The 25,387-nt window shown below is 50.1% G+C and carries 28 protein-coding genes and 1 pseudogene; 17 read left to right on the forward strand and 12 right to left on the reverse strand.

Going from position 1 to position 25,387, the window contains the following annotated elements; all coding sequences use genetic code 11:
* Positions 1–298 (reverse strand): hypothetical protein (locus C0068_RS19670; protein ID WP_233208819.1); only part of this gene is annotated, 298 nt, incomplete at its 3' end.
* Positions 299–695: 397 nt separating this feature from the next.
* Here C0068_RS19670 and C0068_RS13030 point away from each other — a divergent pair.
* Both C0068_RS13030 and C0068_RS13035 read left to right on the forward strand, forming a co-directional pair.
* A complete protein-coding gene (locus tag C0068_RS13030; protein WP_103684915.1) occupies positions 696–1,643 on the forward strand; it encodes an integron integrase in 948 nt (315 codons plus the stop codon).
* A 190-nt stretch (positions 1,644–1,833) separates the two neighbouring features.
* Positions 1,834–1,956: pseudogene (locus C0068_RS13035) on the forward strand (tyrosine-type recombinase/integrase); the annotation flags it as partial.
* 57 nt (positions 1,957–2,013) lie between these two features.
* Here C0068_RS13035 and C0068_RS13040 read toward each other — a convergent pair.
* Together C0068_RS13040 and C0068_RS13045 are read right to left on the reverse strand one after the other, a co-directional pair.
* Positions 2,014–2,523 (reverse strand): MgtC/SapB family protein, encoded by a 510-nt coding sequence (locus tag C0068_RS13040; protein ID WP_103684916.1) that lies wholly within the window; start codon positions 2,521–2,523, stop codon positions 2,014–2,016.
* Complete coding sequence (locus tag C0068_RS13045; protein WP_103684917.1) at positions 2,514–3,482, reverse strand: zinc transporter ZntB; 969 nt, start codon at positions 3,480–3,482, stop codon at positions 2,514–2,516. The genes C0068_RS13040 and C0068_RS13045 overlap by 10 nt, the downstream gene beginning before the upstream one ends.
* Before the next feature lie 135 nt (positions 3,483–3,617).
* Here C0068_RS13045 and C0068_RS13050 point away from each other — a divergent pair, with 135 nt between their 5' ends.
* Positions 3,618–4,496: an LLM class flavin-dependent oxidoreductase gene (locus C0068_RS13050; protein WP_103684918.1), complete on the forward strand. Its 879-nt coding sequence runs from the start codon at positions 3,618–3,620 to the stop codon at positions 4,494–4,496.
* Positions 4,497–4,501: 5 nt separating this feature from the next.
* Here the strand turns inward: C0068_RS13050 and C0068_RS13055 are convergent, their stop codons facing one another.
* A complete protein-coding gene (locus tag C0068_RS13055; protein WP_103684919.1) occupies positions 4,502–4,921 on the reverse strand; it encodes a MarR family winged helix-turn-helix transcriptional regulator in 420 nt (139 codons plus the stop codon).
* Positions 4,922–5,230: 309 nt separating this feature from the next.
* Here C0068_RS13055 and C0068_RS13060 point away from each other — a divergent pair, with 309 nt between their 5' ends.
* Together C0068_RS13060 and C0068_RS13065 are read left to right on the forward strand one after the other, a co-directional pair.
* The gene (locus C0068_RS13060) at positions 5,231–5,797 is read left to right on the forward strand and encodes a cytochrome b (RefSeq protein WP_103684920.1); all 567 of its coding nucleotides are present in this window, start codon (positions 5,231–5,233) and stop codon (positions 5,795–5,797) included.
* 35 nt (positions 5,798–5,832) lie between these two features.
* A complete protein-coding gene (locus C0068_RS13065) occupies positions 5,833–6,414 on the forward strand; it encodes a YceI family protein (RefSeq protein ID WP_103684921.1) in 582 nt (193 codons plus the stop codon).
* Between the two features lie 90 nt (positions 6,415–6,504).
* On the opposite strand, the gene C0068_RS13070 is transcribed toward C0068_RS13065, so the two are convergent.
* The gene (locus C0068_RS13070; protein ID WP_103684922.1) at positions 6,505–7,881 is read right to left on the reverse strand and encodes an ABC1 kinase family protein; all 1,377 of its coding nucleotides are present in this window, start codon (positions 7,879–7,881) and stop codon (positions 6,505–6,507) included.
* Between the two features lie 109 nt (positions 7,882–7,990).
* On the opposite strand from C0068_RS13070, the gene C0068_RS13075 reads away from it, so the two are divergent.
* A complete protein-coding gene (locus C0068_RS13075; RefSeq protein ID WP_103684923.1) occupies positions 7,991–9,190 on the forward strand; it encodes an Nramp family divalent metal transporter in 1,200 nt (399 codons plus the stop codon).
* Positions 9,191–9,197: 7 nt separating this feature from the next.
* Here C0068_RS13075 and C0068_RS13080 read toward each other — a convergent pair whose 3' ends face one another.
* Together C0068_RS13080 and C0068_RS13085 are read right to left on the reverse strand one after the other, a co-directional pair.
* Positions 9,198–9,497, reverse strand: a complete 300-nt coding sequence (locus C0068_RS13080) for an SET domain-containing protein-lysine N-methyltransferase (protein WP_103684924.1) — start codon at positions 9,495–9,497, stop codon at positions 9,198–9,200.
* Between the two features lie 108 nt (positions 9,498–9,605).
* Positions 9,606–10,376, reverse strand: a complete 771-nt coding sequence (locus C0068_RS13085) for a dienelactone hydrolase family protein (RefSeq protein WP_103684925.1) — start codon at positions 10,374–10,376, stop codon at positions 9,606–9,608.
* A 178-nt stretch (positions 10,377–10,554) separates the two neighbouring features.
* Between C0068_RS13085 and coaD the strand changes: the two genes are divergently transcribed.
* The 8 genes from coaD to C0068_RS13125 all read left to right on the forward strand — a co-directional run bounded on the left by coaD (position 10,555) and on the right by C0068_RS13125 (position 17,526).
* On the forward strand, positions 10,555–11,040 hold the full coding sequence (gene coaD, locus C0068_RS13090) for a pantetheine-phosphate adenylyltransferase (RefSeq protein ID WP_103684926.1): 486 nt from the start codon (positions 10,555–10,557) through the stop codon (positions 11,038–11,040).
* Between the two features lie 7 nt (positions 11,041–11,047).
* Positions 11,048–11,299, forward strand: a complete 252-nt coding sequence (locus tag C0068_RS13095; protein ID WP_103684927.1) for a YfhL family 4Fe-4S dicluster ferredoxin — start codon at positions 11,048–11,050, stop codon at positions 11,297–11,299.
* 193 nt (positions 11,300–11,492) lie between these two features.
* A complete protein-coding gene (locus C0068_RS13100; protein ID WP_103684928.1) occupies positions 11,493–12,764 on the forward strand; it encodes a dicarboxylate/amino acid:cation symporter in 1,272 nt (423 codons plus the stop codon).
* Between the two features lie 42 nt (positions 12,765–12,806).
* Entirely contained in the window at positions 12,807–13,985 is a 1,179-nt protein-coding gene (locus tag C0068_RS13105) for a hydroxymethylglutaryl-CoA reductase (protein WP_103684929.1), read from the forward strand.
* A gap of 64 nt (positions 13,986–14,049) precedes the next feature.
* On the forward strand, positions 14,050–14,973 hold the full coding sequence (locus tag C0068_RS13110) for an alpha/beta hydrolase (RefSeq protein WP_103684930.1): 924 nt from the start codon (positions 14,050–14,052) through the stop codon (positions 14,971–14,973).
* 36 nt (positions 14,974–15,009) lie between these two features.
* Positions 15,010–16,218, forward strand: coding sequence for a CaiB/BaiF CoA transferase family protein (locus tag C0068_RS13115; RefSeq protein WP_103684931.1), 1,209 nt, complete (start codon positions 15,010–15,012; stop codon positions 16,216–16,218).
* A 465-nt stretch (positions 16,219–16,683) separates the two neighbouring features.
* On the forward strand, positions 16,684–16,950 hold the full coding sequence (locus C0068_RS13120; protein WP_103685199.1) for a hypothetical protein: 267 nt from the start codon (positions 16,684–16,686) through the stop codon (positions 16,948–16,950).
* A 168-nt stretch (positions 16,951–17,118) separates the two neighbouring features.
* Entirely contained in the window at positions 17,119–17,526 is a 408-nt protein-coding gene (locus C0068_RS13125) for a lysozyme inhibitor LprI family protein (protein WP_158249997.1), read from the forward strand.
* A 10-nt stretch (positions 17,527–17,536) separates the two neighbouring features.
* On the opposite strand, the gene C0068_RS13130 is transcribed toward C0068_RS13125, so the two are convergent.
* The 5 genes from C0068_RS13130 to C0068_RS13150 all read right to left on the reverse strand — a co-directional run bounded on the left by C0068_RS13130 (position 17,537) and on the right by C0068_RS13150 (position 21,879).
* The gene (locus C0068_RS13130) at positions 17,537–18,490 is read right to left on the reverse strand and encodes a quinone oxidoreductase family protein (RefSeq protein ID WP_103684933.1); all 954 of its coding nucleotides are present in this window, start codon (positions 18,488–18,490) and stop codon (positions 17,537–17,539) included.
* Between the two features lie 136 nt (positions 18,491–18,626).
* Positions 18,627–19,280, reverse strand: coding sequence for an FHA domain-containing protein (locus C0068_RS13135; protein ID WP_103684934.1), 654 nt, complete (start codon positions 19,278–19,280; stop codon positions 18,627–18,629).
* Positions 19,281–19,349: 69 nt separating this feature from the next.
* Complete coding sequence (locus C0068_RS13140) at positions 19,350–20,168, reverse strand: Stp1/IreP family PP2C-type Ser/Thr phosphatase (protein WP_103684935.1); 819 nt, start codon at positions 20,166–20,168, stop codon at positions 19,350–19,352.
* Between the two features lie 89 nt (positions 20,169–20,257).
* The gene (locus tag C0068_RS13145; protein ID WP_103684936.1) at positions 20,258–20,575 is read right to left on the reverse strand and encodes a hypothetical protein; all 318 of its coding nucleotides are present in this window, start codon (positions 20,573–20,575) and stop codon (positions 20,258–20,260) included.
* Entirely contained in the window at positions 20,572–21,879 is a 1,308-nt protein-coding gene (locus C0068_RS13150; protein ID WP_199176175.1) for a sigma-54 interaction domain-containing protein, read from the reverse strand. The genes C0068_RS13145 and C0068_RS13150 overlap by 4 nt, the downstream gene beginning before the upstream one ends.
* Before the next feature lie 232 nt (positions 21,880–22,111).
* Here C0068_RS13150 and C0068_RS13155 point away from each other — a divergent pair, with 232 nt between their 5' ends.
* Genes C0068_RS13155 through C0068_RS13165 form a run of 3 tightly spaced genes read left to right on the forward strand, consistent with a single transcriptional unit; the run spans position 22,112 to position 25,369 of the window.
* Entirely contained in the window at positions 22,112–23,464 is a 1,353-nt protein-coding gene (locus tag C0068_RS13155) for a cytochrome ubiquinol oxidase subunit I (RefSeq protein WP_103684937.1), read from the forward strand.
* Between the two features lie 3 nt (positions 23,465–23,467).
* The gene (locus tag C0068_RS13160) at positions 23,468–24,460 is read left to right on the forward strand and encodes a cytochrome d ubiquinol oxidase subunit II (protein ID WP_103684938.1); all 993 of its coding nucleotides are present in this window, start codon (positions 23,468–23,470) and stop codon (positions 24,458–24,460) included.
* A gap of 21 nt (positions 24,461–24,481) precedes the next feature.
* The gene (locus C0068_RS13165; RefSeq protein WP_103684939.1) at positions 24,482–25,369 is read left to right on the forward strand and encodes an MBL fold metallo-hydrolase; all 888 of its coding nucleotides are present in this window, start codon (positions 24,482–24,484) and stop codon (positions 25,367–25,369) included.
* Positions 25,370–25,387: the final 18 nt, after the last annotated feature.

Below are 25,387 nucleotides of genomic sequence, written 5' to 3' on the forward strand. Positions count from 1 at the left end.
CATAACGACAACTTATCGAGTATTCGTGCTTTTCGAATATCTCGATCAAGGCCTTGTTCGATGTGGCGCTATTACAGCAGGAAACACACCGTAATGTTGTTTGCTCCAGTAAAGCAAAGCGCCTGAATTGTAGCGAGCACAAAAAGAAATTATTACCGCGATGAGAGAGGGCTTTACGTAAAAGCAACCGCGGGGTCTGAAGCAACAAATCACGACTTGTTCTTCGCGCCCCGCGGTTGCTTTTACGGTAAGACTGAGAGGCCATCTCGTCAACTTCCTTATTAGTTTTTCTTGCCATAAGTCCCTCCGCCTATATACTGTTTATTTATACAGCCTTATTCGTGTGACAAGAAAATTTGGGCTTGATATAACATCGAACAGTTTTATTCAGAAGACTGGGGCCTTATATCACTTTGGCCCCCTATCTCCGAGGCCGGATTCTGAATGGCGTCAAAAACCATTGCCATATCATGCACTTGATTGTACTTCATGGAATTGGCTATCGATGTTAGCAAGACTCGTTCCCTCTATTTTTCTGAAATTCCTTTCGCTCGATCATAAACCCATGTTTCGAGAAATCAACAGTTTAGACTAAAGCTTCCGGAATTAGTGAGCCCGCTTCTACTGAACAAGCTCTTGACTGCACACCACGATCACAATACTGTATATAAAACCAGTATTATAGGGGTGTATTTATGGACGATATCCGCCCACCAGTTGCGCAAGGATCAACGCGGTTTCTTGACGAGCTTCGGTTACATATCAGACAAAACGGTCTCGCGTACCGAACCGAGCAGACCTATTTGTTCTGGATAAAAAACTTTATCCGCTTCCATTCTCGCCAGCACCCCAAGCATCTGGGTTCGCATGAAATTGAGGCATTTCTGTCTCATCTGGCAGAACAGCGGAATTGTTCAGTCAGTACGCAGCGCATTGCGCTAAATGCGCTTGTGTATATGTATAAGCGCTTCATGGGGGTGGATGTTGGAGATCTGAGGTTTAGTCCGGCACCCGCCCCAAAACGATTACCGGTGGTTTACAGCAGGGAAGAGATCGCGGCGATACTTTCTCATCTTAGGGGTGTTCATCGTCTTCAGGTTGAACTCATGTATGGAACGGGGCTGCGCAAGGCCGAGTTATTATCCCTTCGGGTAAAGGATATCGACTTTGGCAGCAATAATATTTTTGTCCGTGGCGGCAAGGGCGATAAAGATCGCACCACAATGCTACCTCAACGACTCAAGTCGCGGTTGATACAGCAAATAGACCATGTAAAACGACTACATGCTCAGGATCTTCTTGATGGTTATGGCGAGGTATATCTACCGAACGCTTTGAGCAAAAAATACCCGAGCGCAGCCACAGATATCGCGTGGCAGTTTTTGTTCCCGTCAACAACAATCGGCAAAGACCCAAGATCGGGTACTCTGCGTCGCCATCACTTACACCCGTCAGCTTTATCCAAACAAATACGAAAAGCTGTGCAAGCTGCTGGTATCAATAAACCCGCGAAATCACACAGTTTGAGGCATTCATTTGCCACACATTTGCTAGGGCCTGTTCACACTAATTTAGCTGTCGCTGTTATGTCTAAAAAATCGCCAATCGAGGAGCGAATTGCGAGGTTTGGTGGGCCCAAATAAGCAATGAGCAACGACGAGTGGTGCTTTTTTAGACATAACCCAAAGGGCTGGGCCCATTTTTTCACCCCGCTGCGTTGTCAGTCGCTACTTTGGCACCACCAAACTACGCTTCCTCCGCCTTGCAGGATGAAAAAATGGACCCCAGCAGCGACAACTAAATTAGTGTGAACAGGCCCGAGAAGCCGGTTATGACCTCCGGGCGATCCAGGAGCTTCTCGGGCATTCCGATATTTCAACAACGGAAATTTATACACACGTGGTCAATCGCGGCGGAAAGGGAGTTTTAAGCCCTGCCGACAGCCTTGGGATTTGAGAGCTTTAAGATTGTTAGCTGTCCGCTTTATGCTATTCGGCTTAGTCAACACGCCACTCACTTTTCCGGTGGCGTTTTTTTCTGATAACGCCGCCCGGTAATTTTTTGATGTACACCTTTGCGCAGGGAATGAAAACTGTTTTCCAGCACATCGACGCCAACCAAGATGCCCACCACAATCAAGGCAATGAGTAATGCGGGGCCGTATTTATCTAAACCAATCATGACGCCAATAGCAGCCAATACCCATATTGCCGCTGCAGACGTAACGCCCATCACCATGCCGTCGCGGGACAAAATCACCCCTGCACCTAAAAAGCCAATACCGGTGATTATCTGTCCGATTACCCTGGAAGGGTCAGTCACGCCATTCTCGACTGATGCCGCCATCGCCATAAACACATAGGTGCCCAAGCAGATAAGCGCGGCGGTACGAATGCCAATGGGCTTGCCTCTAATTTGCCGCTCTAAACCAATGATCGCACCGGCGACAATAGTACTCAGCACCCCCGCCCACTTTAATGGCGCGATAGAAAGTGCCGCCACATCTATGAAATCTATAGCCATTTTTTATACCGAAAAAACACCAGCAACGCCGCTGATATACCAACTAAAATGCCAATAAATATCGCAAATGCATCGCTATTATCAGCGCCGGGGATTCCGCCCACATTAATACCGAGCAAGCCGGTAGCAAAGCCCAAGGGTAAAAATATTGCAGAGACAATTGATAGCACATACATGCGGCTATTGGATTCTTCAGATATTTGGTTCACCAATTCTTCTTGGCTCACCGCCGCTCGCTCGCGGATGCTGTCTAAGGTTTCGATGTATTGGGCGAGGCGATCACTCACTTCGCGAACCTGTAAACGCTGAACATCACCAAACCACGGCAAGCGTTCGCTCTGCACCCAACTTAAGGCCTCGCGCTGCGGGGCAAGATAACGCCGCAGCGCAATAGATTGACGCCGCACCTGACCAAGCTCGCTGCGTAATTTTGCGCGGGCACTTCCCAACAGCATCTCTTCTAGCTCATCCACCTTATCTTCTGCGGTGTCGATAGGCCCCGCCATGCGACGCACTAAGCGATCACATAAAATGGCGACAAAATCAGCACTATTCTGTGGCCCTTCGCCCTCAGCGAAACTTTCAACAATGTCGTCAACCGACAGCAATCGACGTTTGCGTGAGCTAATAATCCTATGCTGATCAACACAGAGGCGAATAGACACCATGTCTTCTGGGTCGGCCTCGGGATTCATATTCACGCCCCGTAACGCCATGAGCAAACCACCGGCATGGGAGGTTGCGCGGGGGCGCGTGTCTTCGGCGACCAGTGCAGCTATCGCAATATCGTCTAGGCCGCTGTGTTCCTGCAACCACTGCAATGTGCCAGCCTTGCTGTAGTCAAAGTGCAGCCACAACAAACCTTGTGCCGGCTGCCACTGGGCTATCTCCTCGGCGCTAACATCTCGAGCGCCACCATTGCCATCGAGCAATTTGGCGAATATCAAAAAATCATCCATACCGATTATCTCTTTCTTGGCTTATGTATTTGATAATCTCACAGCTTTCACAAAACAACCACGCACTCACAAGGTGGGGCACGTTAAGGCCCACCAGCCCTTGAATAAGAAAATAAAAGCAACGCAGGAATAGATATGAAAATCGGTGTTTGTCTTCCCTATATGCAGCGCGGTATTAGTCGTCAAAATTTTAAAGACTGGTGCCGAATCATCGATCAAGGCCCGTTTTACAGTCTGTCCTGCGGTGAACGCGTCACCGGCTACAGCTATGAGATGCGCAATATCTTGGCCTTCGCCGCCGCGTCCACTGAGCGCGTGCGCATTATTCCCGCCTTATATGTGCTGCCCATGCACAGCGCAGTGCAAGCAGCAAAAGAAATTGCCACCCTCGACATTTTGTCAGAGGGTCGTGTCATGGTAACTGTCGGTGTTGGCGGGCGTGATAAAGACTATGCAGCACTGGAGGCCAGCTTTAAAAATCGCTTCCAAAAAATGGATGATCAAATTGCGACCATGAAAAAGGTGTGGCGTGGTGAGCTGCTTGACGGCCTCGAGGAAATTGGCCCAAACCCCGTGCAAGCAGGTGGCCCACCAATATTGGTTGGCGCGATGGGCCCCAAAAGCATCCAAAGAGTGTCGAAGTGGGCCGACGGTCTGTACGGTTTTGCGATGGATGGCAACGCCGACTTAATCAATCACTTTTTCACCTCTGCCGATACCGCGTGGCAGGAATCTGGACGGCAAGACAAACCCTACCGCATGGCGGGGTTTTGGTATTCGCTAGCAAACAATGCCGAAGCGGCCTTAAGCGATTATGTATTCGACTATCTAAAAACCTTTGGCGAAGAAGATGCCCGCAACATCGCCAAGACTATGACCATGCACGACCCAATTGCCATTAAAGACGGACTGGATGCAATAGAAGCCCTAGGCTGTGACGAAATTCAATTAGTACCCGCTAGCGCAGACATTGCCGAGGTCGACCGCTTGGCAAATATGCTCGCAGGGCGCTAAGGCCACTATTTTAATTTTGCGAAGATCTCGAGCAGGGTATTCAGCTGTTTGCCAGTGACGTTCTCGGTTAAGTCATTGGCGCAGTGAATACAGCTAACTAATGCGTCGTTGTATATCTCAACCCCCGTCGTCGTCAGCTTCACCAAGCTAAAACGCGCATCGCGCTGATTCACCTCTTTCTCAACCAAATGCAGCTTTTGCATAGGGTTTAATTTTTTAGTGATACCCGAGGGCGACAAGCTCACCGCATCAGCAAGCTCAGTGCGGCTCATGGTCAGATCAGCGGCCTTGCTCAAATGATGCATGACCATAAATTCCGCAAAGCTAATACCGTGAACGCTGAGCTTCCGATCCGCTTGCTTTATAAACGCAGAGCTCAAAGACGCGAGTTCGGTTAACAAACTCAGAGAGGCTGGCAATTCCATAACAATCAACCCTAATACTTGAATAGTAAAATATCTATCAAGTATATTTGCTCGCAATAATTTGCTCAAGACATATTTTCATGCTGTGTAAAACCAAGTGCTAGTATCTAGTCGGGGGGTTTAAATCTAATAAACTGATCAATTCACCCTAAATTTTGCACTTTTCTATTAATTTATTGTTTATATACTCAGACCATAACAAGATCGCAGTGAAAAACGAGTGATTGTTGACTAAGCGGCATTACCGGCGTGACATAGCCGTAATGCAAAGCTCGCGATAGCAACATCAGGTCAAAGGGAGCACACCTTATGCCAGCAAAGAACACCGCTAGCCGCTATGGCTGGGTAAGCCTTAGCCTGCACTGGCTTATGGCTTTGGCGGTCATTGGCATGTTCGCGCTAGGTATTTGGATGCGCCAACTGTCTTACTACGACCCTTGGTATCGAGACGGGCCAAGCATCCACAAGGGCATTGGTATTTTATTATTTATCCTTTTATTGGCCCGTATTGGCTGGCGCAGCATGAATATTCGCCCCAGCGACGACCCCGCCCTAAAAGCCTGGGAGCGCATCACCGCGCACCTCACCCATTACGCCTTGTATGCTCTGATGCTGGCGCTGATGGTCGCAGGGTATTTAATATCTACCGCCGACGGTCGTCCCATTGACGTTTTCGGCTTATTTAATGTGCCGGCGACATTACACGGCTTACCTGACCAAGAGGACATCGCCGGCGAAATTCATGAAATTCTCGCTTGGGTGCTTATTTTATTGGCTGGTGTTCACGCACTTGCCGCGTTAAAACATCATTTTATTAACCGCGATTCGACCCTGATCAAAATGCTGGGCCGAGACGCAAACAACCCAAAACCGTAATCAACCACGCAAACACCACAAAAGGAATGTGAACGATGAAAAAGTTAATTGCATTAGGCTTCACCGCACTATTGGGATTCAGCGGCGCATTGCACGCTGCCGAATATAAAATCGACACGGCCGGCGCCCACGCCTTTGTACAGTTTAAAATTAAGCACCTTGGTTACAGCTGGTTATACGGTCGCTTTAATGACTTTGAAGGCCGCTTTAATTACGACCCAGCAAAACCTGAGGCCTCGACCGTAAACGTCACCATTAAAACCGCCAGTATCGACAGCAACCACGCCGAGCGCGACAAGCATTTGCGCGGCAAAGACTTTTTGGCTGTCGACAAATACCCCACTGCCACCTTTAAAAGCACTAGCTTTAAAGCACTTGGCGACGGTAAGGCTGAGCTAATTGGCACCCTGACCTTGCACGGAGTGAGCAAGCCAGTAACGATTGCGGTAACTGAAATTGGCGGCGGCAAAGACCCTTGGGGCGGCGTGCGTCAGGGCTTCCACGGCACTACCGAAATAGCCTTAAAAGACTTTGGTATCGACTATGATCTTGGCCCTGCTTCACAAATTGTCGAGCTAACTCTTGATATTGAAGGTATTGCCCAAACAATGATGTAAACCAAATGAACTTATTTGGCGTACAAGTACTCGAAGTTTAGGAATTACCCTCATTCAGTCTCAATATATTTGGCCGCTTTGCGGCCTTTTTTATTTCTCAGCCTTGGGCAGGTATTTTTCTACCACGCCATCCGCATTGAATTGCGCGTCTAGCAAGGCGATTAAGGCATATACCCCCATCAGCTTACGCATCACATATAAAAAATCCTTGGGTGGCAGCGCAAAATATTTGCTGATAGATGCCGCCACCGCGCGCTTGGCAATACGCTGCGGCAAGCCACTGTTACGCCACCAATATTGCCCCTCTGCATTAATAGCCCGCGCCGGCACAGTCTCGTCGATGGGACGCAGCGGCTCAGCGATATCAATACCGATATCCACAAAGTTATCGAGTACCGACTGGGGAAAGTGCGATTTCATAAAACCCAAGCTAATCGACCGCTCTAAAAACAGCGACTTGTTGCGCTGACAGGCCGCCAGCAACATGTCGCAAAACTCACCGGCAAAGCCATCCGGCAATATGCGCATAGCGCCAAAATCCAGTAACAGCAATTTATCGTCTTCACCGCTTTCATCGATGCGGACCCGAAAATTGCCAAAATTCGGATCGGTCTGCATGCGGCGCCATTCAAATAATTCACTCAAAAATAATTCCAGCACCGCGCTACCCAAGCGATTGCGACGTGACTGAGATAACTCACTAACTTCAGGGGCATTGACCGAAGCCGCCTGCTCGTAACTCATGGTCAGCACCCGCCGCGTACAAAACTCGGGGTAACTTTTGGGCACCACAAAACGAGGGTCTTCCCTCAGCGCGTTTCTTACAAAATCGAGGTCGCGACGCTCCTGCTCGTAATCCACTTCCTTATGCAGCAGCAAACGAATATCGCCAAACCATTCATCTAAATTTCGGGTGCTAGGCATTAAGCGCGACACCTTCATTAGCTGCATTACTGCGCTAAAGTCGGCGTCGATAGTATCTTCCACCCCCGGATACTGCACCTTTATACACAGTTGTTCGCCGGTTCCGCGCAGCACCGCACGATGCACTTGGCCCAATGACGCCGCCGCCAAGGGCTGCTCGTCGATCTCTAATGCCAGTAGCGCCTCTTCACCAAGTTCTTTAAGCAATACTTTTTGAATTGCTCGCCACGACATCGGCGGCGTATTGTCTTCTAATTTATGTAAGGCCTCAGCAACCTCGGGCGACATCATATAATCGCCGTAGGTCGCCATCATCTGACCGATTTTTACCACGCTGCCTTTTAAGCGCCCTAACTCCTCAACAAAAAAATCGATATTCTCTGTTCGTTTGGCCAGCGCCGCATCGTCGTCGCCGGCAAGGCGCTGCCAAAGACTCTGCCGCACCGCCCGCGCACCGTAGCGAACCCCCAGCTTAGACAGCTCAAAACGACGAGAAAACGCGCCGGTTTTAAGTCGGTGTAGCGATTTTTCCTTGTCACCCATAAATCATCTATGCCCTTTTCAACAATACCCATCACTACCGCAAGAGACCTTAGTCACTTACTATTCCGCTACGAACAGCAATAACCTGCATCCTAACAGGACAAGCACTATGAAACAGCTCCGCGCCCTCACCCTGATTGGCCCCGGCTTTGTTGTGGCGGCAACCGGATTAGGTGCGGGGGATTTAGTCGCCGCCGCCGTCTCTGGCGCCAGCCTCGGCAGCTCTTTACTGTGGGCCATTGCCTTTGGCGCACTGATTAAACTCGCCCTTAACGAAGGCCTCGCGCGTTGGCAGCTCGGCAGCGGCACGACTCTGTTAGCCGGATGGTTGCAGTATTTGCCGCGCTGGATGAATTACTATTTTCTAGTCTATCTATGTATTTGGGCCTTTCTCGTCGGCGCCGCACTAATGGCCGCCTGCGGCTTGGCGGCTAATGCACTGTTCCCACAACTCTCAATCAATAGCTGGGCGTCGCTGCACTCCCTGCTCGCTATAGCATTAATTCTATTTGGCCGCTATTCACTATTTGAACAGGCGATGAAAATACTCATTTTGCTGATGTTTGCCACCGTGATGGCGGCGCTGCTAGCCAGCGACTGGTCGAGTATTGGCCGCGATACAAGGACAAGCCTCAGCGATATCAATCAGCATTTTAATTTAGTGATGGCACTAATTGGCGGGGTCGGCGGCAGCGTTACCTTGCTTTGCTACGGCTATTGGATGCGAGAAAAAGGCTGGCACAATACTGACTCACTCGGTCTTGCCCGCATTGATCTCAGCGTTGCCTACACAATTACAGCGCTATTCGGCATGGGCATTATGATCCTCGCGGCGCAATCTGCACCGGCGTCGGAGTCTGGAACACATATTCTGCTGGCAATGGCCGACCAGCTCGGCGTGCTGCTAAGTCCCATTTTCAAAGAGCTATTTTTAATTGGCGTGTGGGCTGCGGTGTTCAGCTCTATGCTTGGGGTATGGCAGGGAGTGCCGTATATTTTCACCGATCTAAGCGCCCAGTGGCGCAAAAATGTCGAGACCGTCGATACACGTAACAGCACGTATCGGCTGGCCCTACTGTATATCGCCATCCCACCCATTGCCCTGCTCTATATGGGCAAACCTGTTTGGCTGATTATTTTATATTCCGTCACCGGCGCTTTATTTATGCCGTTTTTAGCGCTCACGCTACTTTACTTAAATAACCGCATCATCATGCCAGCTTTGCGCTACGGCAAACTCAGCAATGTGGCGATTGTATTGGCACTCTTGGTATTTACGTTTATTGGCGGGCAATATTTTTTATCGTAATTGATGTCTAGCTCCACTCGTCGCCGTAGTCGTGCAGGAGCTCTTCTCCCGCTGCGATATCACGCAACGCAACAACGCTGAAGTCATCGTAATAAATGACATTGGCAGATTTATGATGATTGATATACTTGAGTGAACAGGTGACGTCGATCAAACGCCCGTCGGCCATCGTCAGCGTATGCAGGCCAGCCTCCTGTGCGGGACGGGTTGCGCAAAAACCCAACACGGTGCCCTCTGCTATATTACTGCGTGCAAACAAGCCCTTGCCGTGAATTGCACTTTTTTCTACCCGATAACACTTTGCCATACACCGCCTCTGCCATTGTCGTAAAAAACAAACTGGAGGCGGGACAATTGCTCCCGCCCTGTTACGCATCACATCAAGTAACAGGGCGAAGCAATCACTGCGCCAATCTTACTTTGCCAACATCGACATCAGCGCCGCCCAACTTACTTGATCTGCGTGGGCATCATACGCGAGGGGCATGTCATATTTTTTACCAACGGCGGTAGAACCAGGATTAGTAAAACTATGCATCACGCCGGGAAAGCTCAGCAGCTCAAAATTAACTTCAGCCGCTGTCATTTCCTCGACAAAACCCGCCACTTGTTTTGCTGGCACCATCGTATCTGCACCGCCGGTAGCGACTAAAACCTTGGCTTTAATCGTGCCTGGCTCCACCTTCATCTCGGTGCCCAAGGAACCGTGAAAACTTGCCACACCGGCTAGATCAAGTCCGCGCCGCGCCTGATTCAGCACCACAGCGCCACCAAAGCAGTAGCCAATCGCAAATAATTTGTCGCCATTCACCGACGACTGCTTACGTAAAATGGCCAAGGCCGCATCAAAGCGCGCATTCATTTTTTCTGGTTCGGCAAGGGCGGCATTCATAAATGACGTTGCATCTTTAGGATGCGTGGCCGACTTGCCGGTGCCGTACATATCAACCGCAATAGCGGTATAACCAGCTTCGGCAAGCTGCTTGGCACGTTGCCGCGCATAATCGTTTAAGCCCCACCACTCATGCACAACAACTACCGCAGGGGCGGGCTTGGTGGCTGCGTCGTCGTGATACATCACCGCCGTTCCCAATTTATTTGGCAGTGTGAGTTTTTCTTCAACCACTGCTGCCTGCAAACTCGCGCTCAACAATATAGCCGCGAACAAGAAAATCATAAATCTCATGCCTAACTCCTTCTACGTATTAATGACAACGACATCGAATATACCGCTTTTGCGAGCCATAAAGGCAGAATCACGAAAATTTCATCGCTAAGACGCCATTATGGCAATTCTCAGTATCAACTTGTGACACCTGTCTAATTTCGCTACCATTTCCGCCCCACAGATCCGGCGGTGATTTATGAAACGTATTGTTTATCCTGGGACGTTTGATCCTATCACTCGTGGCCATATCGATTTGGTTGAGCGCGCTTGCAAGCTATTTGACACCGTGGTGCTCGCCGTTGCCAACAGCGAAAAAAAGCAGCCGATGTTCGCCCTAAAAGAGCGTATGGATTTATGTGCAGAAGCCTTGGCGCATGTTCCGAACATCGAGGTTTGCAGCTTTACTGGCCTGACGGTTGAATTGGCAAAGGCGCAGAATTGCACCATTATTTTGCGCGGCGTTAGAACCGTGGCGGATTACGAGTACGAGCTACAACTGGCGAATATGAACCGCTCATTAGCTCCAGGCATTGAAACGGTTTTCCTCACCCCGGGCGAGTCGCTCTCTTATGTCTCTTCTTCCCTGCTGCGCGAGATCGCTAGCATGGGTGGCGATGTGTCACGCTTTGTACCTGACAATGTTAGCAAGGCATTAAACAGCCGCTTCCCTGCCCGTAAATGAGTACGCTATGGCACTGATTATCACTAACGAATGTATTAACTGTGACGTCTGTGAGCCCGAATGCCCAAACGAGGCAATTTATCAGGGCGACAGTATTTACGAAATTGACCCAGATCGCTGCACCGAATGCGTTGGGCATTTTGACGAACCCCAGTGCCAGCAGGTTTGCCCCGTCGATTGCATTCCCCTCGATCCCGCGCGGATGGAAACCGAAGAACAATTGATGAAAAAATACGAAACCTTAATTGCTGTCGGCTAGAAAAGCTCGCCGGCGCAAATTACCTCCCATCGGTTAAAATCTCTCCCAGCCGTTGCTAACACCCTAGCCAGACTAAGCTATTCCTATACCTCACTGGCCATTATCGCCCTAGCGCGCTAGAGTAAAGCCGGTGCCTGAATTAATAACATCTTTTACCCAAGCTCATTAATTGAGCCAAAGAGTGACGCCCACTATGCGAAATATTCCCCTGCACTGGCAAATCGCTGCCGCTATTCTGCTCGCCGTAACAGCGGGTGTTATCGGTGGCCCCGACGCAGGCATCGGCAGTTTACATTTCACTGCGGTTTACGCGTTTTTAGGGACGATGTTTCTCAATGCCTTAAAAATGCTAATTGTGCCACTGGTTATGTCTTCAATTATCAGCGGCATGGCTGGCGTAGGTGGCGACAAGCTGGAAAAGCTAGGCGGTAAAACCCTGCTGTTTTACGCATCTAGTAGTCTCGTTGCCATTTTGATTGGCCTCGCTGTCGTCAATGTTATCGCCCCCGGTAGCGGCGACAACCAAGCATTAGCCGCAACCATCAGCAGCAATGACCCAGAACTCAGCGACACCTTATCCAAGGTCGAGGGTCGCGGCGCAAGCGATATTGTGCAAGTCTTTGTGCGCATGGTGCCTACCAATGTCGTCAACGCCGCCGCCAATAGCGAAATGTTGGGGCTGATTTTTTTCAGTTTATTATTCGGTTTCTTCCTCGCCCGCAGTAAATCTGAACACGCCAAGACACTGACCCATTTTTGGCAGGGCGTTATGGACATCATGACCGAAATCACTATGTGGGTTATGCGATTTGCGCCCATTGGGGTGTTTGGCCTAGTGGCAAAAACCGTCGCCATAACCGGCTTCGCGGCCTTCAAACCTATGCTGCTATTTTTCTTCACCGCCCTGCTCGCTCTGCTCATTCACGCCTTTGTCGCACTGCCACTGGTACTTAAATACGTCGCAGGGGTTAGCCCCAAAAAACACTATGCCGCCATGACGCCGGCGCTACTGACGGCGTTCTCAACCGCATCTAGCTCCGCCACGTTGCCGCTCACTTTGAAAAGTATTCAAGAGGAATCTGGCGTATCCAAGCAGGTCAGTGGCTTCGTGCTGCCCTTGGGTGCAACCGTCAATATGGATGGCACGGCCTTATACGAGTGCGTCGCCGCCATGTTTATTGCCCAGGTTTACGGCTTGGAATTAGGTTTCGTTCAGCAATTCACTATTGTCATGATTGCGCTGCTTACCTCTATTGGCGTGGCCGGCATCCCCGCCGCAAGCCTAGTTGCCATATCTGTTATTCTCGGTGCCATTGGTCTGCCACTCGAAGGGATTGGCTTACTATTAGTGACCGACCGCATACTCGATATGATTCGCACCGCTGTTAATGTATTTAGCGATTCCTGCGCGGCGGTCGTCATTGCCCGCAGTGAAGGTGAGGACACCTTAATCGCGTCAAAATAATCGCCACAAACAAACTAGCAATAACAATAAAACGGATGCTTTATGACTGATCGCAAGCCAATCCCCCGTATTAAGGGGGATAATTATTCCGAAGATGCCGCCGCGCTGCGCCGCGCATTTATAGAACAGCAAACCGGCGTAAAACTCACGCACACCAGTCATTATTCAATTGATCCAAACAGCGTTGAAGGCAATGCCGAAAACTTTATTGGCGTGGTGCAAATGCCGCTTGGCGTTGCCGGCCCCTACCTCATTAATGGCGAACATGCCCAGGGTGTGTTTTATGTGCCCATGGCGACCACCGAAGGCACCTTGATCGCCTCTTACAGTCGAGGCATGCGGGTAATTTCAGAATCGGGTGGCGCCACCGTCACGGTGATTGAAGAATTTATGCAGCGCGCGCCACTATTCGAATTTGCCAGCGCACGCGACGCTCGCCACTTTTCAGACTGGCTAGATCAACAACACCCGACTATATGCCAGCAAGCGGAAAGCACCACCTCGGTAGGCAAGTTACAACACATTCAAAAATGGGTCATCGCTAATAAATTATTTACCCGTTTTAATTACACCACCGGGGACGCAGCCGGACAAAACATGACTGGCAAAGCAACCCACAAAGCCTGCCAGTGGATACTGGGCAACTACCCCGGTGTAATCGAAAACTTCTCGCTATCAAGCGGCATAGAGACCGACAAAAAGCACTCGCACATGAACCTTCTGCACAGCCGTGGCAAGAAGGTTGTTGCAGAGGCAACTATCGGCAAAGACGTTTTAAAAGACCTAATGCGCGCCGATCCCGAACGTATGTTTCGCCTTCGCCAACGCACAGTGCTTGGCAGCCTGCTCGCGGGCTCAGCCTATAACGGCCCGCACTCCGCCAACGGTATTGCGTCGATGTTTATTGCCACCGGCCAAGATGAGGCCAATGTGGTGGAATCTCACACTGGCATCGCCTTTATGGACCTAACGCCAGCGGGGGATTTGTACTATTCCGTCACCCTGCCTTCCATAATTTGTGCCAGCTATGGCGGCGGCACCGGCTTGCCAACCCAGCGCGAATGCCTAGAAATGATGGATTGCTACGGACAGGGAAAAGCCAGAAAATTAGCAGAAATTATTGCGGCAACCGTACTCGCTGGAGACCTCTCTTTAGCGGCGGCAATCGTTTCCGACGAATGGGTTTCTAGCCACGACCAGTTAGGTCGCAATCGACCCTAGGCTTTTCTACCGCTAAAGTGCTACAGCAAAAATGCACAACAATGATAAGAAATAAATTAAAAATATGAATATTGAAAACATTAATCCACAACTGCAAAAGGCGTATCGCCGAATTCCTGCTGTGCCTTTTCACAATCGCTTTTTACTTCCACTACTGCAATTTCTAAGCCTACGTCAAAGTCGCGCCAAATCTATCCCTGGTATTACCATCAAGCAACACCAACTGGATAATTGCGGTATCCGCGTTTACCAAACGAAGGGCGAGCAATCAGGCGCTGGATTGCTATGGATACATGGCGGCGGCTATATCATAGGCAGCGCGCTAATGAATGATCTTGAATGTGCGCGCTACGCACAAGACTTAAACATCACCGTGGTCTCCGTAGATTATCGTCTGGCGCCGCAGCATCCTTTTCCCGCCGCCAGCGACGACTGTTTTGAGGCGTGGCAATGGATTATTAATAACGCTGAACATCTGGGTGTTTCTGCAGATCGCTTTGTTATTTCCGGACAAAGTGCCGGTGGCGGGTTGGCGGCAGGGCTAGTTCAGCGGATTCACGATAAGGGCGGCGTACAGCCTGCGGGCCAAGCACTGTTCTGCCCCATGCTAGATGATCGCACCGCAAGCCGTAGTGAACTCGACGATATTAAACACCGGCTGTGGAATAATAAAAACAATCGCGGCGCGTGGACTTACTACCTCGGCCAAGTACCGGGGCTCGATCAGACGCCACCTTACGCCGTGCCAGCCCGCCGTGAAAATCTCGGTGGATTGCCCCCAAGTTGGATAGCTGTTGGCGACGTAGATCTTTTTTACGAAGAAGATCAACGCTATGCCTCGCGTCTTCAAGAGGCGGGCGTCAACTGCGAAATGCATATTGTGCCCGGCGCGCCCCACGCCTTTGAAGCCATAGCCCCAGATGCGGAAGTCAGCATTGCGATAATGCAGTCTAACCACCAATTTTTGCGTCGCGTACTCGCACTCTAAGCGCCTCGCAAATTCACATTTTGAGCCAATACCACTATGACTAAAGAACTAGCCCACGGCCCCCTGCAGGGCATTCGTATTTTAGAGTTAGGCCAGCTTATCGCCGGCCCCTTCACTACCACCATGCTTGGATACTTTGGCGCTGAAGTAATCAAAATAGAACCACCCGGCATTGGTGACCCTATCCGTCGCTGGCGCAGTATGAAGGGCGACACCTCCCTGTGGTGGTACAGCATTGGTCGCAATAAGAAATCGGTGACCGTCGATCTACGTCATCCTGACGGTCAAGCTGTGGTGCGCGAGTTAGCGGCGCATTGCGATGTATTAGTAGAAAATTTTCGACCCGGTGTAATGGAAGAATGGCAGTTAGGGCCAGAAGACTTAAAGGCGACCAACCCCGATCTGGTTTACACCCGTATTTCTGGCTACGGCCAGACCGGCCCTTACGCAGAAAAGCCCGGCTTTGCCTCGGTATGCGAGGGAATCAGCGGCTTCCGTCACCTCATTGGTTTTCCCGGCGAGGCCCCCGTAAGGCCCAATCTCAGTCTAGGTGATAGCATTGCCTCGCTCCACGCAATTATCGGCATATTAATGGCCCTCAATGCGCGCGAACGCGGTGTGCACAAGGGCCAAGTCGTTGACGTTGCACTCTACGAAACTATGTTCAATATGCTGGAGTCCGTCGTACCCGAATACGCCGAGGAAGGAATTATTCGCGAAGCCTCTGGCACCACCTTAACCGGCATTGTTCCAACCAACACCTATCGCTGCCAAGATGATAAATTTGTCATTATCGGCGGCAATGGCGATTCCATTTTTAAACGCTTAATGACCGAGATTGGGCGCGACGATTTTGCTGCAGATGCGGCGATGGCTGACAATGCAGGTCGCGTAGTCCATCAACAAAAGATTGATGACGCAATTAGCCTTTGGTGCAGTCAGCACCCCATACAAAGCGTAATTGAAAGGCTAGAAGCGGTGAGAGTACCCGCCGGCCCCATTTACAATGCGGAAGACATGGCGAATGATCCACATTTTCAAGCTCGTGGCCTATTTGAAAAAGTGGCCATCGACGCAAGCAATAGCGTCACCATTCCGGGCATGTGCCCTAAACTAGATGGCACACCCGGTGGCACTCAATGGGCAGGGCCTAGCCTTGGTCAACACACCGAGCAAGTATTGCGAAAATTACTAAATATGTCCGCAGATAAATTAGAATCACTAAAAAATAACGCAGTGATTTAGTCGCACATTTATTCACCATGGGTCGCGCTGCTCTCAATAATTTTGCAGTTCGTAACAAAATAAATGCATAAGAAACAGCGAAAGAAGTATCCGCTTCGCTGTTTCTTTGTTTTTCACACATTGCGGTGTCTGAATCATTCAAAACGCAGATAGCAATGCCAATTCACACTTTTAAGCGTCGTAAAATCGCTATTACAGACAAATAGCTGGCATTACGTCATAATATTCACCGCAATGCCTTTCAGTATTCCCTCGCCTTCCTAAAACTGGTTGGTAATTTAGCGGGTTTTTATGCTCGCTGGGCCAGCATCGCCAGATCGACTTTTTAAATACAGATGTAGTGATTACGCGCTTTCGTCAACAATTTCACCAAAAGCGATCAGCTACGCCATCAATTCAAAGCCTTGTGCTGCGCTCTTATTGGCAAGCTATGCCAGCACTAATTTGCAAGGAAACAGTTTGAACATGCAGGATAAAATTACCGCTATATTGAATTACCTAAATGAAAACAAAACTCGCTGCAGCAATAATGCAGCGGCAGAGGCATTGGGCATAACCGCACCAGAGCTGAAAAAGCTGTTGGGAGAGCGCCGACCAGAAACCTCTTGGCTGGTTAATTATGGCACCGGCGAACCCGCTGGCTACAGCGCCGACGACAAGCACCCAGATCTTTATCGCACCAAACGAATTATTAAATCTGCGGAAGTTTTAACTCGCAATCTCGATTTGTAGCAAGAATCACGGAATATCTGTGCGATGGCGCTAAGCCTCATCCTTGCCAATTGAAGCCTAAATCGGGAATATTGACGCTAATTACCGCCCTGAGCTTATAACACCGCACCTCATTATGGGTCGAAGCATCAGAGCAACGTTTTCGCCCCGTAGCAGATGGAGGCTTCCATGCTTAGACTATGCTTTAAAATTGGCATTATATTTTTCACTGCACTGGCGTATTCCTCAGAATCAGACACTGCCAGTTGCACGCTGGATGGCACCCAGCTAGAAATGAATAGTTGCGCTGCCGAACGGCACCACGAACAAAAAGCGGCGTTTGACGACGCACTTGCAGAAATACTCGCGATTGCTAAATCTAAGAATCAGGGCTTTGGCCCACAGCCCGACGATATTCAAAGTGCACAAGACGCGTGGTTAGCTTACGCAGAGCAGCACTGCCACCTGCTGTTAAGCTGGGGCGGAAGCATGGCCACCATGCAATACCATTTGTGCATGGCTGACTTGTATGAAGAGCGCCAAAAAGAAATTCAGGTGCATATCTGCCACCCAGCCCTTGGCGCCTGCACGCCGTAAAGTTAAATACTTATACGGTAAACACCAAGCGCGCCGCGCTTTGCTCCTTCCACGCGGTTTCTACCTCGGCCAAAGGCGCACTACGAGTTTCAATTTGCAAACCCACACGGCTGACAATTTTCATCATATCCCCTATCGCCCGCACCAGCGCAGCATTAGACACGCTACCCAAACCGCTGCCCATTAACTCTAAGCCACTGCTGCGCAGGGCCGCCGCAGGAAGGGCAAGCTCAGTCCCGCCAAGTGAACCGATATTAACGAAACGAATTCGCGCAGCCGCCTTAGCTGCACCATGACTCGTCGCAGCCGCAATGAAAGCACCCGCCGACGGCCCCCACAAATAATCCAAGACAATATTTATTCCCTTGGCAATTTCATCGCGAAATTGCCCCACAAGCTCATCCTCCGATTGCTTTAAGGGTATAAACTCATCCGCACCCAACAGACGTAACTCCGCTTCGCTTGCGGGATTTCGCCCCGTCACAACGATCCGGCCCGCGCCTAGGTGCTTGGCAATCTGTATCGCCAAGCGGCCCGAGGCACCCGTTGCGCCATTAATTAGTACCGACTCTCCCCTCACCATATTTGCGCGATCAAGCAAGGCCGCCCACGACGACATTCCAGGATTCGCTATCGCCGCCGCGGTTATATCGTCAACGCTATCGGGTATTGCGACGGTGTAAGCCGCCTTCACCACGGTCTTTTCAGCCATCGCCCCTAGCGGCGCAGCGGGAAAAGCAAAGTAAACCCGCTCGCCGCTTTCTAAATAAGCAACGCCATCCACCCCCGGCACAAAGGGTGGTGCTGGGCTGGAGTAATGTTTCCCCGCCGCCTGTAATCGCACTAGCTGGCTTAGGGCTGCTGCCTTCACCGTAATCAGGACTTCATCGCTGGCGGGCTTTGGATCATCAATTTGGGTATAGCGAGGTGGGGCGTCGTAGGCGTGAACAACAGCGGCTTTCATTACATATCTCCCAAAATGAATTCTCAACTAAGGCAAAGCCTCACTTTGAATCGCTAAGCGCTATCAAGTTCGCGAGACCACAATTAAAAAAGGCACGACGCTAAGCTCGTGCCTTGCAGGAAGCAGAGTAGGTTAATTACATCTCTTGCGGCGCAGCAACCATGACAAACTTTAACTGGGTGCCGGCAATTTCGACCACATCGCCACTGCTTAGCTGGCGGGGCTGCAAACCAATCTCAATCCCATTGAGTTTGGGGGTGCGACCATCTTTGCCTTCAATATGCTCTAAATAATAATCCTGCTGGCGACGGCTAATTGCCGCAACTTGAAAGCCCGCCTTACCCAATTTGCTTAGCGGCTTGTTCAAGGTCATTTCTCGCCCAGCTGAACCACCATTTTGCACCTGCAATTTACCAATCATCGGTATTGGTGCCGCTGCCGCAGGCTTAGCGCTTGGCCGCATAGCGATGGTCTTCTCGACCTCGGCATCACCGCTGGAATAGGCTTCGCCGTGATAAGTTAGTGAGTGCTTACCAATCGTAATGTAGTCGCCATTCTTGAGATGATGGCGAGTAATTGCACCACCATTAACAAATGTGCCGTTGGTGCTGCCAAGATCAATAAGAAAACTGTCTTTCAACACGGTTTCAATAGCCGCATGACGGCCACTGACCGCCAAGTTTTCAATACAAATATCATTGTCGGGCGCACGACCAATAGATAACCGCTCTTTATTGAGCGGAAAATCTTCAAGTACTCTACCCTGAAAACTGAGAACCAGTTTAGCCATAATCCTTATCCGTAATTGACCAGCATTCCCTAGGTGAGGCGCGGCGGCACGGCAGCGCAGATAATCACCCTAATCAAACCAGTCCAGCTCTTCGTCTGAGGAGCTTTCCTGCCCAGCTACAACTTTGTCTACATACACAACAATAATCGAAATATTATCATTGCCACCGGAATTATTCGCCATTTTCAATAATTGAGTAGCGGCTGCCTCTGGCTCAGCGCCGCAGCTAGCTAAAACCTCACCAATTTCGGCATCTGCCACCATTCCGGTGAGGCCGTCGGAACATAATAAATACACATCCCCTTCCCGCAGCAGCGCCTCTAAGAGGTCTACTTCAACAACATCAGCGAGGCCCAGGGCTCGGGTAATCACATTTTTATTGCGGGAGCGACGGGCTTCTTCTTCCGTATACTCCTTGCGATCTAACATCTCTTGAACCAGCGTGTGGTCGGTGGTGAGCTGATCTAAAAAGCCGTCGCGAAATCGGTACAGTCTCGAGTCGCCAACATGGGCAACTGCAAGCCTAGCCCCCTCAAAACTCGCTGCCACCAAGGTGGTGCCCATTCCTTGGCGTGCGGTATTGTTAAGTGCATCCTCATAAATTGCGATATTGGCCGCGTAAATTGCATCGCGCAGCGCTAAAGTCTGCAATGAGAACTCAGACATCTCGGCAACGGTGTCGTCGCCACTTGAATCTGCCGCCAGATATTGGGTAAAACCCGCTATAGCAAGGGCGCTAGCCACTTCGCCAGCATTGTGCCCGCCCATACCGTCGGCCACCAAAACATAAGCATCATCAAGGGCTACGTGAATTGCGTCTTCGTTGTGATCACGCACTCGGCCAATATCGGTCAAACCGAAGGCACGTATTATTGTTTTTTCTTCCATGATTTTACGCTTAGTGGGAGTTGAAGCCTGAGTATAGACAGCGACTTTTAAGATGGTCAATGTCGAGGGGAAGGTAAACGCCGCCGTAACTAGATCTCTGAAAACAGAATCGACCAAGAATTCGCCGTCCCAAACAGCAAACTTAAGCCCTGCATTGCCGGTTTAGCACACGGGCGCAAATTCACCGCTATTGGCATACGTGCTGCTCGCGGAGAAAAATACACCACTAACTCGCAGTGCAAACGCCCTTCGGACTCGTGGCGATAATACACCGCACACTCATCAGCTTTTACATCATTGGCCAAAACCGCTTCGGCCTGCGCTTGAATATTATCCAAAGCGGGAGCTGCCAAGGTCGCATCACCAAGATTGCAGCAATACCAAGTATTATCCCGCACCGTACTCATATGGCGGTGCCAAGTTTTCTATACAAAGATCGCACACTAATGCCTGCAATTTCCGCCGCCCTAGCTTTATCGCCGTCGCAAAAATCAAGCAACTCATTCAAGTAGCGTAGCTCTTTGGTTTTTAAATCTTCCCAATGCTGTTCTTTTTGATTGACTCGCGGACTAATGTCTAACATACAACGCTCTAATACTTTTACGTCAATAATATTAGAATGTGCAAAAATAATAGCGCGCTCCAGCACGTTTCTAAGTTCGCGAATATTCCCTGCAAAATAGCATTTTTCTAATAACTTGATCGCGGTCTCAGTTAATCGATACATATCTTTTTTACTAAATTTTTCGAGTATCGATTTTGCGATTAATGCGATGTCTTCTCCACGCTCTCGCAATGGTGGCAATACTATCGGGAAAGCGTTTATTCGATAATATAAATCTTCTCTGAACTCGCCACAGGCCACATTGTTAGACAAATCTTTATGGGTGGCACATATCAATCTAAAGTCTGCCCGCTTAAGCTCTGTGCTACCCACCGCTCGATAAGTTCCAGTCTCAATTAAACGCAGCAACTTAACCTGCATACCCAAGGGAACATCACCAATTTCATCTAAAAATAGCGTGCCACCTTCTGCACTTTCTAACAAGCCGCGCTTATTAGATGTAGCACCAGTAAATGCGCCTTTAACGTGGCCAAATAATTCACTCTCAAATAGGGTTTCAGTCAAACCCGCGCATTCAACAGTAATCATCGGACGTCCGCTGCGGCTGCTGGCATCATGAATCGCCTTAGCCGCTAATTCTTTTCCAGTACCAGACTCTCCCATCAATAATACTGAGGTATCTCTCGCCGCCACCAAATTAATCATTTCAACAAGCTTATTAAAAGCGCGGCTGCGACCCACCATATTTTGAGTGCTCAGCTCGGCACTCGCGATGTGAACGGGCTTGAGAATTTCTACAAAATATTTTAACTCGCCATCGTCACCACAAATCGGCAGCATCTCGACATCAACATGTTCTTTTCCCCTCGGCGTTGTGTGAACATGCAACACGCGCTCCTTTTCTCTGGAGCTTTTGCAGGCGAGCAAGGGGCAACTCTCCCCGGCCTGATCACAGGGCACCTTATAACCGTGGGAGACTTGATAACAGCGCGCGTCCTTATCAACGTCGATTTCACCGAACGTTGAACGGTAAAGCTCGTTTGTTGCCAATATTCTGTAATCGGCAGACACCAGGATGGCGGGATAATCAAAGCCATCAAGCATCGAAGCAACGTCTTTGTCTGAATCTTTAGCGATTAGCTGCATAGCAGTGTCATTTTTGGCATTTTGTTTTGCCAATAGTGGCAAGCAATCAATAAATTTACCAGTATTTTAAACCGCACAATACCCGATGACTAAAACATATCTATTCAAAAACAATGACTTAGGCAATATTAATTTTATGAATTTAACGGTGGCACGTGGCTTGCTCTACCGACAGACATAGACGGCAAGCTAGAAAATAGCGCCGCGACAACGGTATTCTGGGAGACTCAATATGGATTTCGACCCCTTCGTTTTGGCCCGCATTCAATTCGCGACCAATATCAGCTTTCATATTTTATTTCCCGCCATTTCTATTGGCCTTGCCTGGATTCTGCTGTTTTTCCGAGTGCGCTTTACCCAAACCGGCGAGCAAGCCTGGGAATACGCCTACCTGTTCTGGGTAAAAATCTTTGCCCTGACCTTTGCAATGGGTGTGGTATCGGGCATTACCATGAGCTTTCAATTTGGCACCAACTGGCCAGGCTTTATGGAAAAGGCCGGCAATGTCGCTGGCCCACTGCTAGGCTATGAAGTGCTGAGTGCATTTTTCTTAGAGGCCTCCTTCCTCGGCATCATGCTATTTGGCAAGGACCGCGTGTCTAATCGCATGCATTTAATCAGCGCTCTCCTTGTCGCCCTTGGCACAACGCTATCTGCCTTCTGGATTCTTAGTCTCAACTCGTGGATGCAAACCCCCACTGGCTACTACCTTGAAAATGGCGTAGTCATGGTCGATAGCTGGATGGAGGTGATTTTTAACCCCTCCTTCCCCTACCGTTTTTTCCATATGCTCATCGCCTGCCTACTAACCTCAGCCTTTTTGATCGCGGGTGTTAGCGCGTGGCGAGCGCTGCGCAATGTGGATGGCCCCGCAACATGGAAGGTCATGAAAACCGGTGTGGTCATCGCCGCCGTCCTCGCCCCAGTGCAAATCTTCATTGGCGACCTTCACGGCTTGAACACCCTAGAACATCAGCCCGCCAAAATAGCGGCCATGGAAGCGGTGTGGGAAACCGAAAAAGGCGCACCCTTTACCGTGTTTGGGCTGCCCGACGAAGCGAGTAAAAGCAACCGCTACGCCATAGAAGTCCCCTATGCGGCGAGCCTTATTCTCACCCACGACCCAATGGGCGAAGTAAAAGGCCTCAACGAATTTGAAGGCGAACATCCACCCGTTGCCATCGTCTTTTGGTCTTTCCGCATCATGTTAGCCGTCGGAGGACTCATGTTACTGGTGGCATGGTGGGCAGCATGGCAATTACGGAATAAAAACACCGCGACCAAACCACTGCTGTACTCCCTCGCGGCGATGACTTTCTCAGGCTGGGTCGCTGTCTTAGCGGGCTGGTATGTCACAGAAATTGGCCGCCAGCCGTGGATAGTCAGCGGCGTATTAAAAGTGCAAGACGTGGTCGCCGAGCACAGCAGCGCTACCGTCGGCGGCACCTTGTTTGGCTATATATTGCTCTACGGTTTTTTACTGGCCTCCTATATCGGCGCCCTCCTCAACTTGTCTCGCAAACCCGCTGCGTCACTAAGCCTAAGCGCTATTAACGCGCCCCAAACCGTTAACAAAGAGGTTTAAGCAATGGAATATTGGCTACCAATTATTTACATGGGCATTATGGGTCTGGCCTTATTGATCTATGTGATTCTCGACGGCTACGACCTCGGCGTTGGCATGTTAGTACCGCTGGCAGGCGAGGCCGAAAAAGACATGATGATCGCCTCTATTGGCCCCTTCTGGGACGCTAATGAAACCTGGATTGTGCTGGGCGTCGGCGTGTTACTGATCGCCTTCCCCACCGCCCACGGCATCATTCTCACCAGCCTGTATTTACCAGTCACTATCATGCTGATGGGCTTAATTCTGCGCGGCGTGGCCTTTGATTTACGGGTAAAAGCCGGCGATCACCGGCGCGGCCTGTGGAACAAAGCTTTTTTTGCCGGCTCCTTAATTAGCTCCTCAGCACAGGGCTGGATGCTCGGCGCCTACATCACCGGCCTTCAAGCCAGCACCACCAGCCTATTGTTTTCCGCCCTAATCGCCATGACCTTACCAGCCCTCTACTTGGTTTTAGGCTGCGGTTGGCTGCTAATGAAAACCGACGGTGAACTGCGCAACAAGGCCATCGGCTGGGCACGCATGGCAATTTGGCCGATGGGGCTAGGGCTGTTTATGGTGTCTATTGCCACCCCGCTGGTAAGCAGCACGATTGCCGAGAAATGGTTCACCCTGCCCAATGCGCTGTACTTAATGCCCATTCCGATGATTTGCCTTTTTTGCTACGGCCTCATCGTAGCGGCGCTAAACAAACCCACCATGCTCGATAAAAACCGTAGCTACTTAATTTATGTCAGCACCGTCGCGATCTGTCTGATGGCAAGCCTAGGATTAGCCTACAGTTTATTCCCCGACATTATCATTGGCGGCCTGACTATTTGGGAATCTGCCGCCTCAGTGAAGTCTCTGCAATTTACCTTGGTGGGCGTGGTGATCACCCTGCCGGTAATTTTGTTTTACACCTATTTTGTCTACCGAATATTTCATGGCAAAGCCACCGCACTGTCTTATGAATAAGCTTAAGAAGGAGTTTTAAAAATGACAACATTTAAAATCGATATGAACACTAGCCCTGAAGTAATCGCGTTTTTTGACGAACCAACTAACACCTTTACTTATGTGGTAAAAGATCCCGGCTCCAATGCCTGCGCGGTAGTGGACTCCGTAATGGAGATCGACTACGCCGCAGGCCGGCTAAGCTTAAATGGCGCCGATAAAGTCATTGACTATATACGCAACCAAAACTTAGAGCTGCAATGGATAATCGAAACCCATGTTCATGCCGACCACCTCTCCGCAGCGCCCTATATTCAAGAGCAGCTAGGCGGAAAAATTGGCATAGGCGCCGAAATCACCACGGTGCAAAACACCTTCGGCAAAATATTTAACGAAGGCACTGAGTTCTGCCGCGACGGCTCCCAGTTCGATCACTTATTTAACGATGGCGACGAATATATGGTGGGAGAAATGCGCTGCCACGCCCTGCACACCCCCGGCCATACCCCGGCCTGCATGACCCACATCATGGGCGACGCTGGTTTTGTCGGCGACACGCTGTTTATGCCCGACGGGGGCAGCGCCCGAGCCGACTTCCCCGGTGGCGACGCCAAAATTTTATATCGCTCTATTCAACGTATCCTGTCCTTACCCGACGAGCTTCGCCTATTCATGTGCCACGACTACATGCCCAACGGTCGCAACGTTGAATACCAAACTACCGTCAAACAAGAGCGCGAAAACAATATTCACGTACACCAAGGTGTGAGCGAAAGTGATTTTGTCGCCATGCGCGAAAAGCGCGACGCCACACTGGGGATGCCCAGATTAATCCTGCCCTCGCTGCAGGTAAATATGCGCGCCGGCCACCTACCCAAAGCTGATACCAACGACGTGGTCTACCTGAAATTGCCACTGAACCTACTCTAAATCACTGAGGCTATCGGA

Source organism: Zhongshania marina, from assembly GCF_002915595.1.
GTDB classification, from domain to species: domain Bacteria; phylum Pseudomonadota; class Gammaproteobacteria; order Pseudomonadales; family Spongiibacteraceae; genus Spongiibacter; species Spongiibacter marinus_B.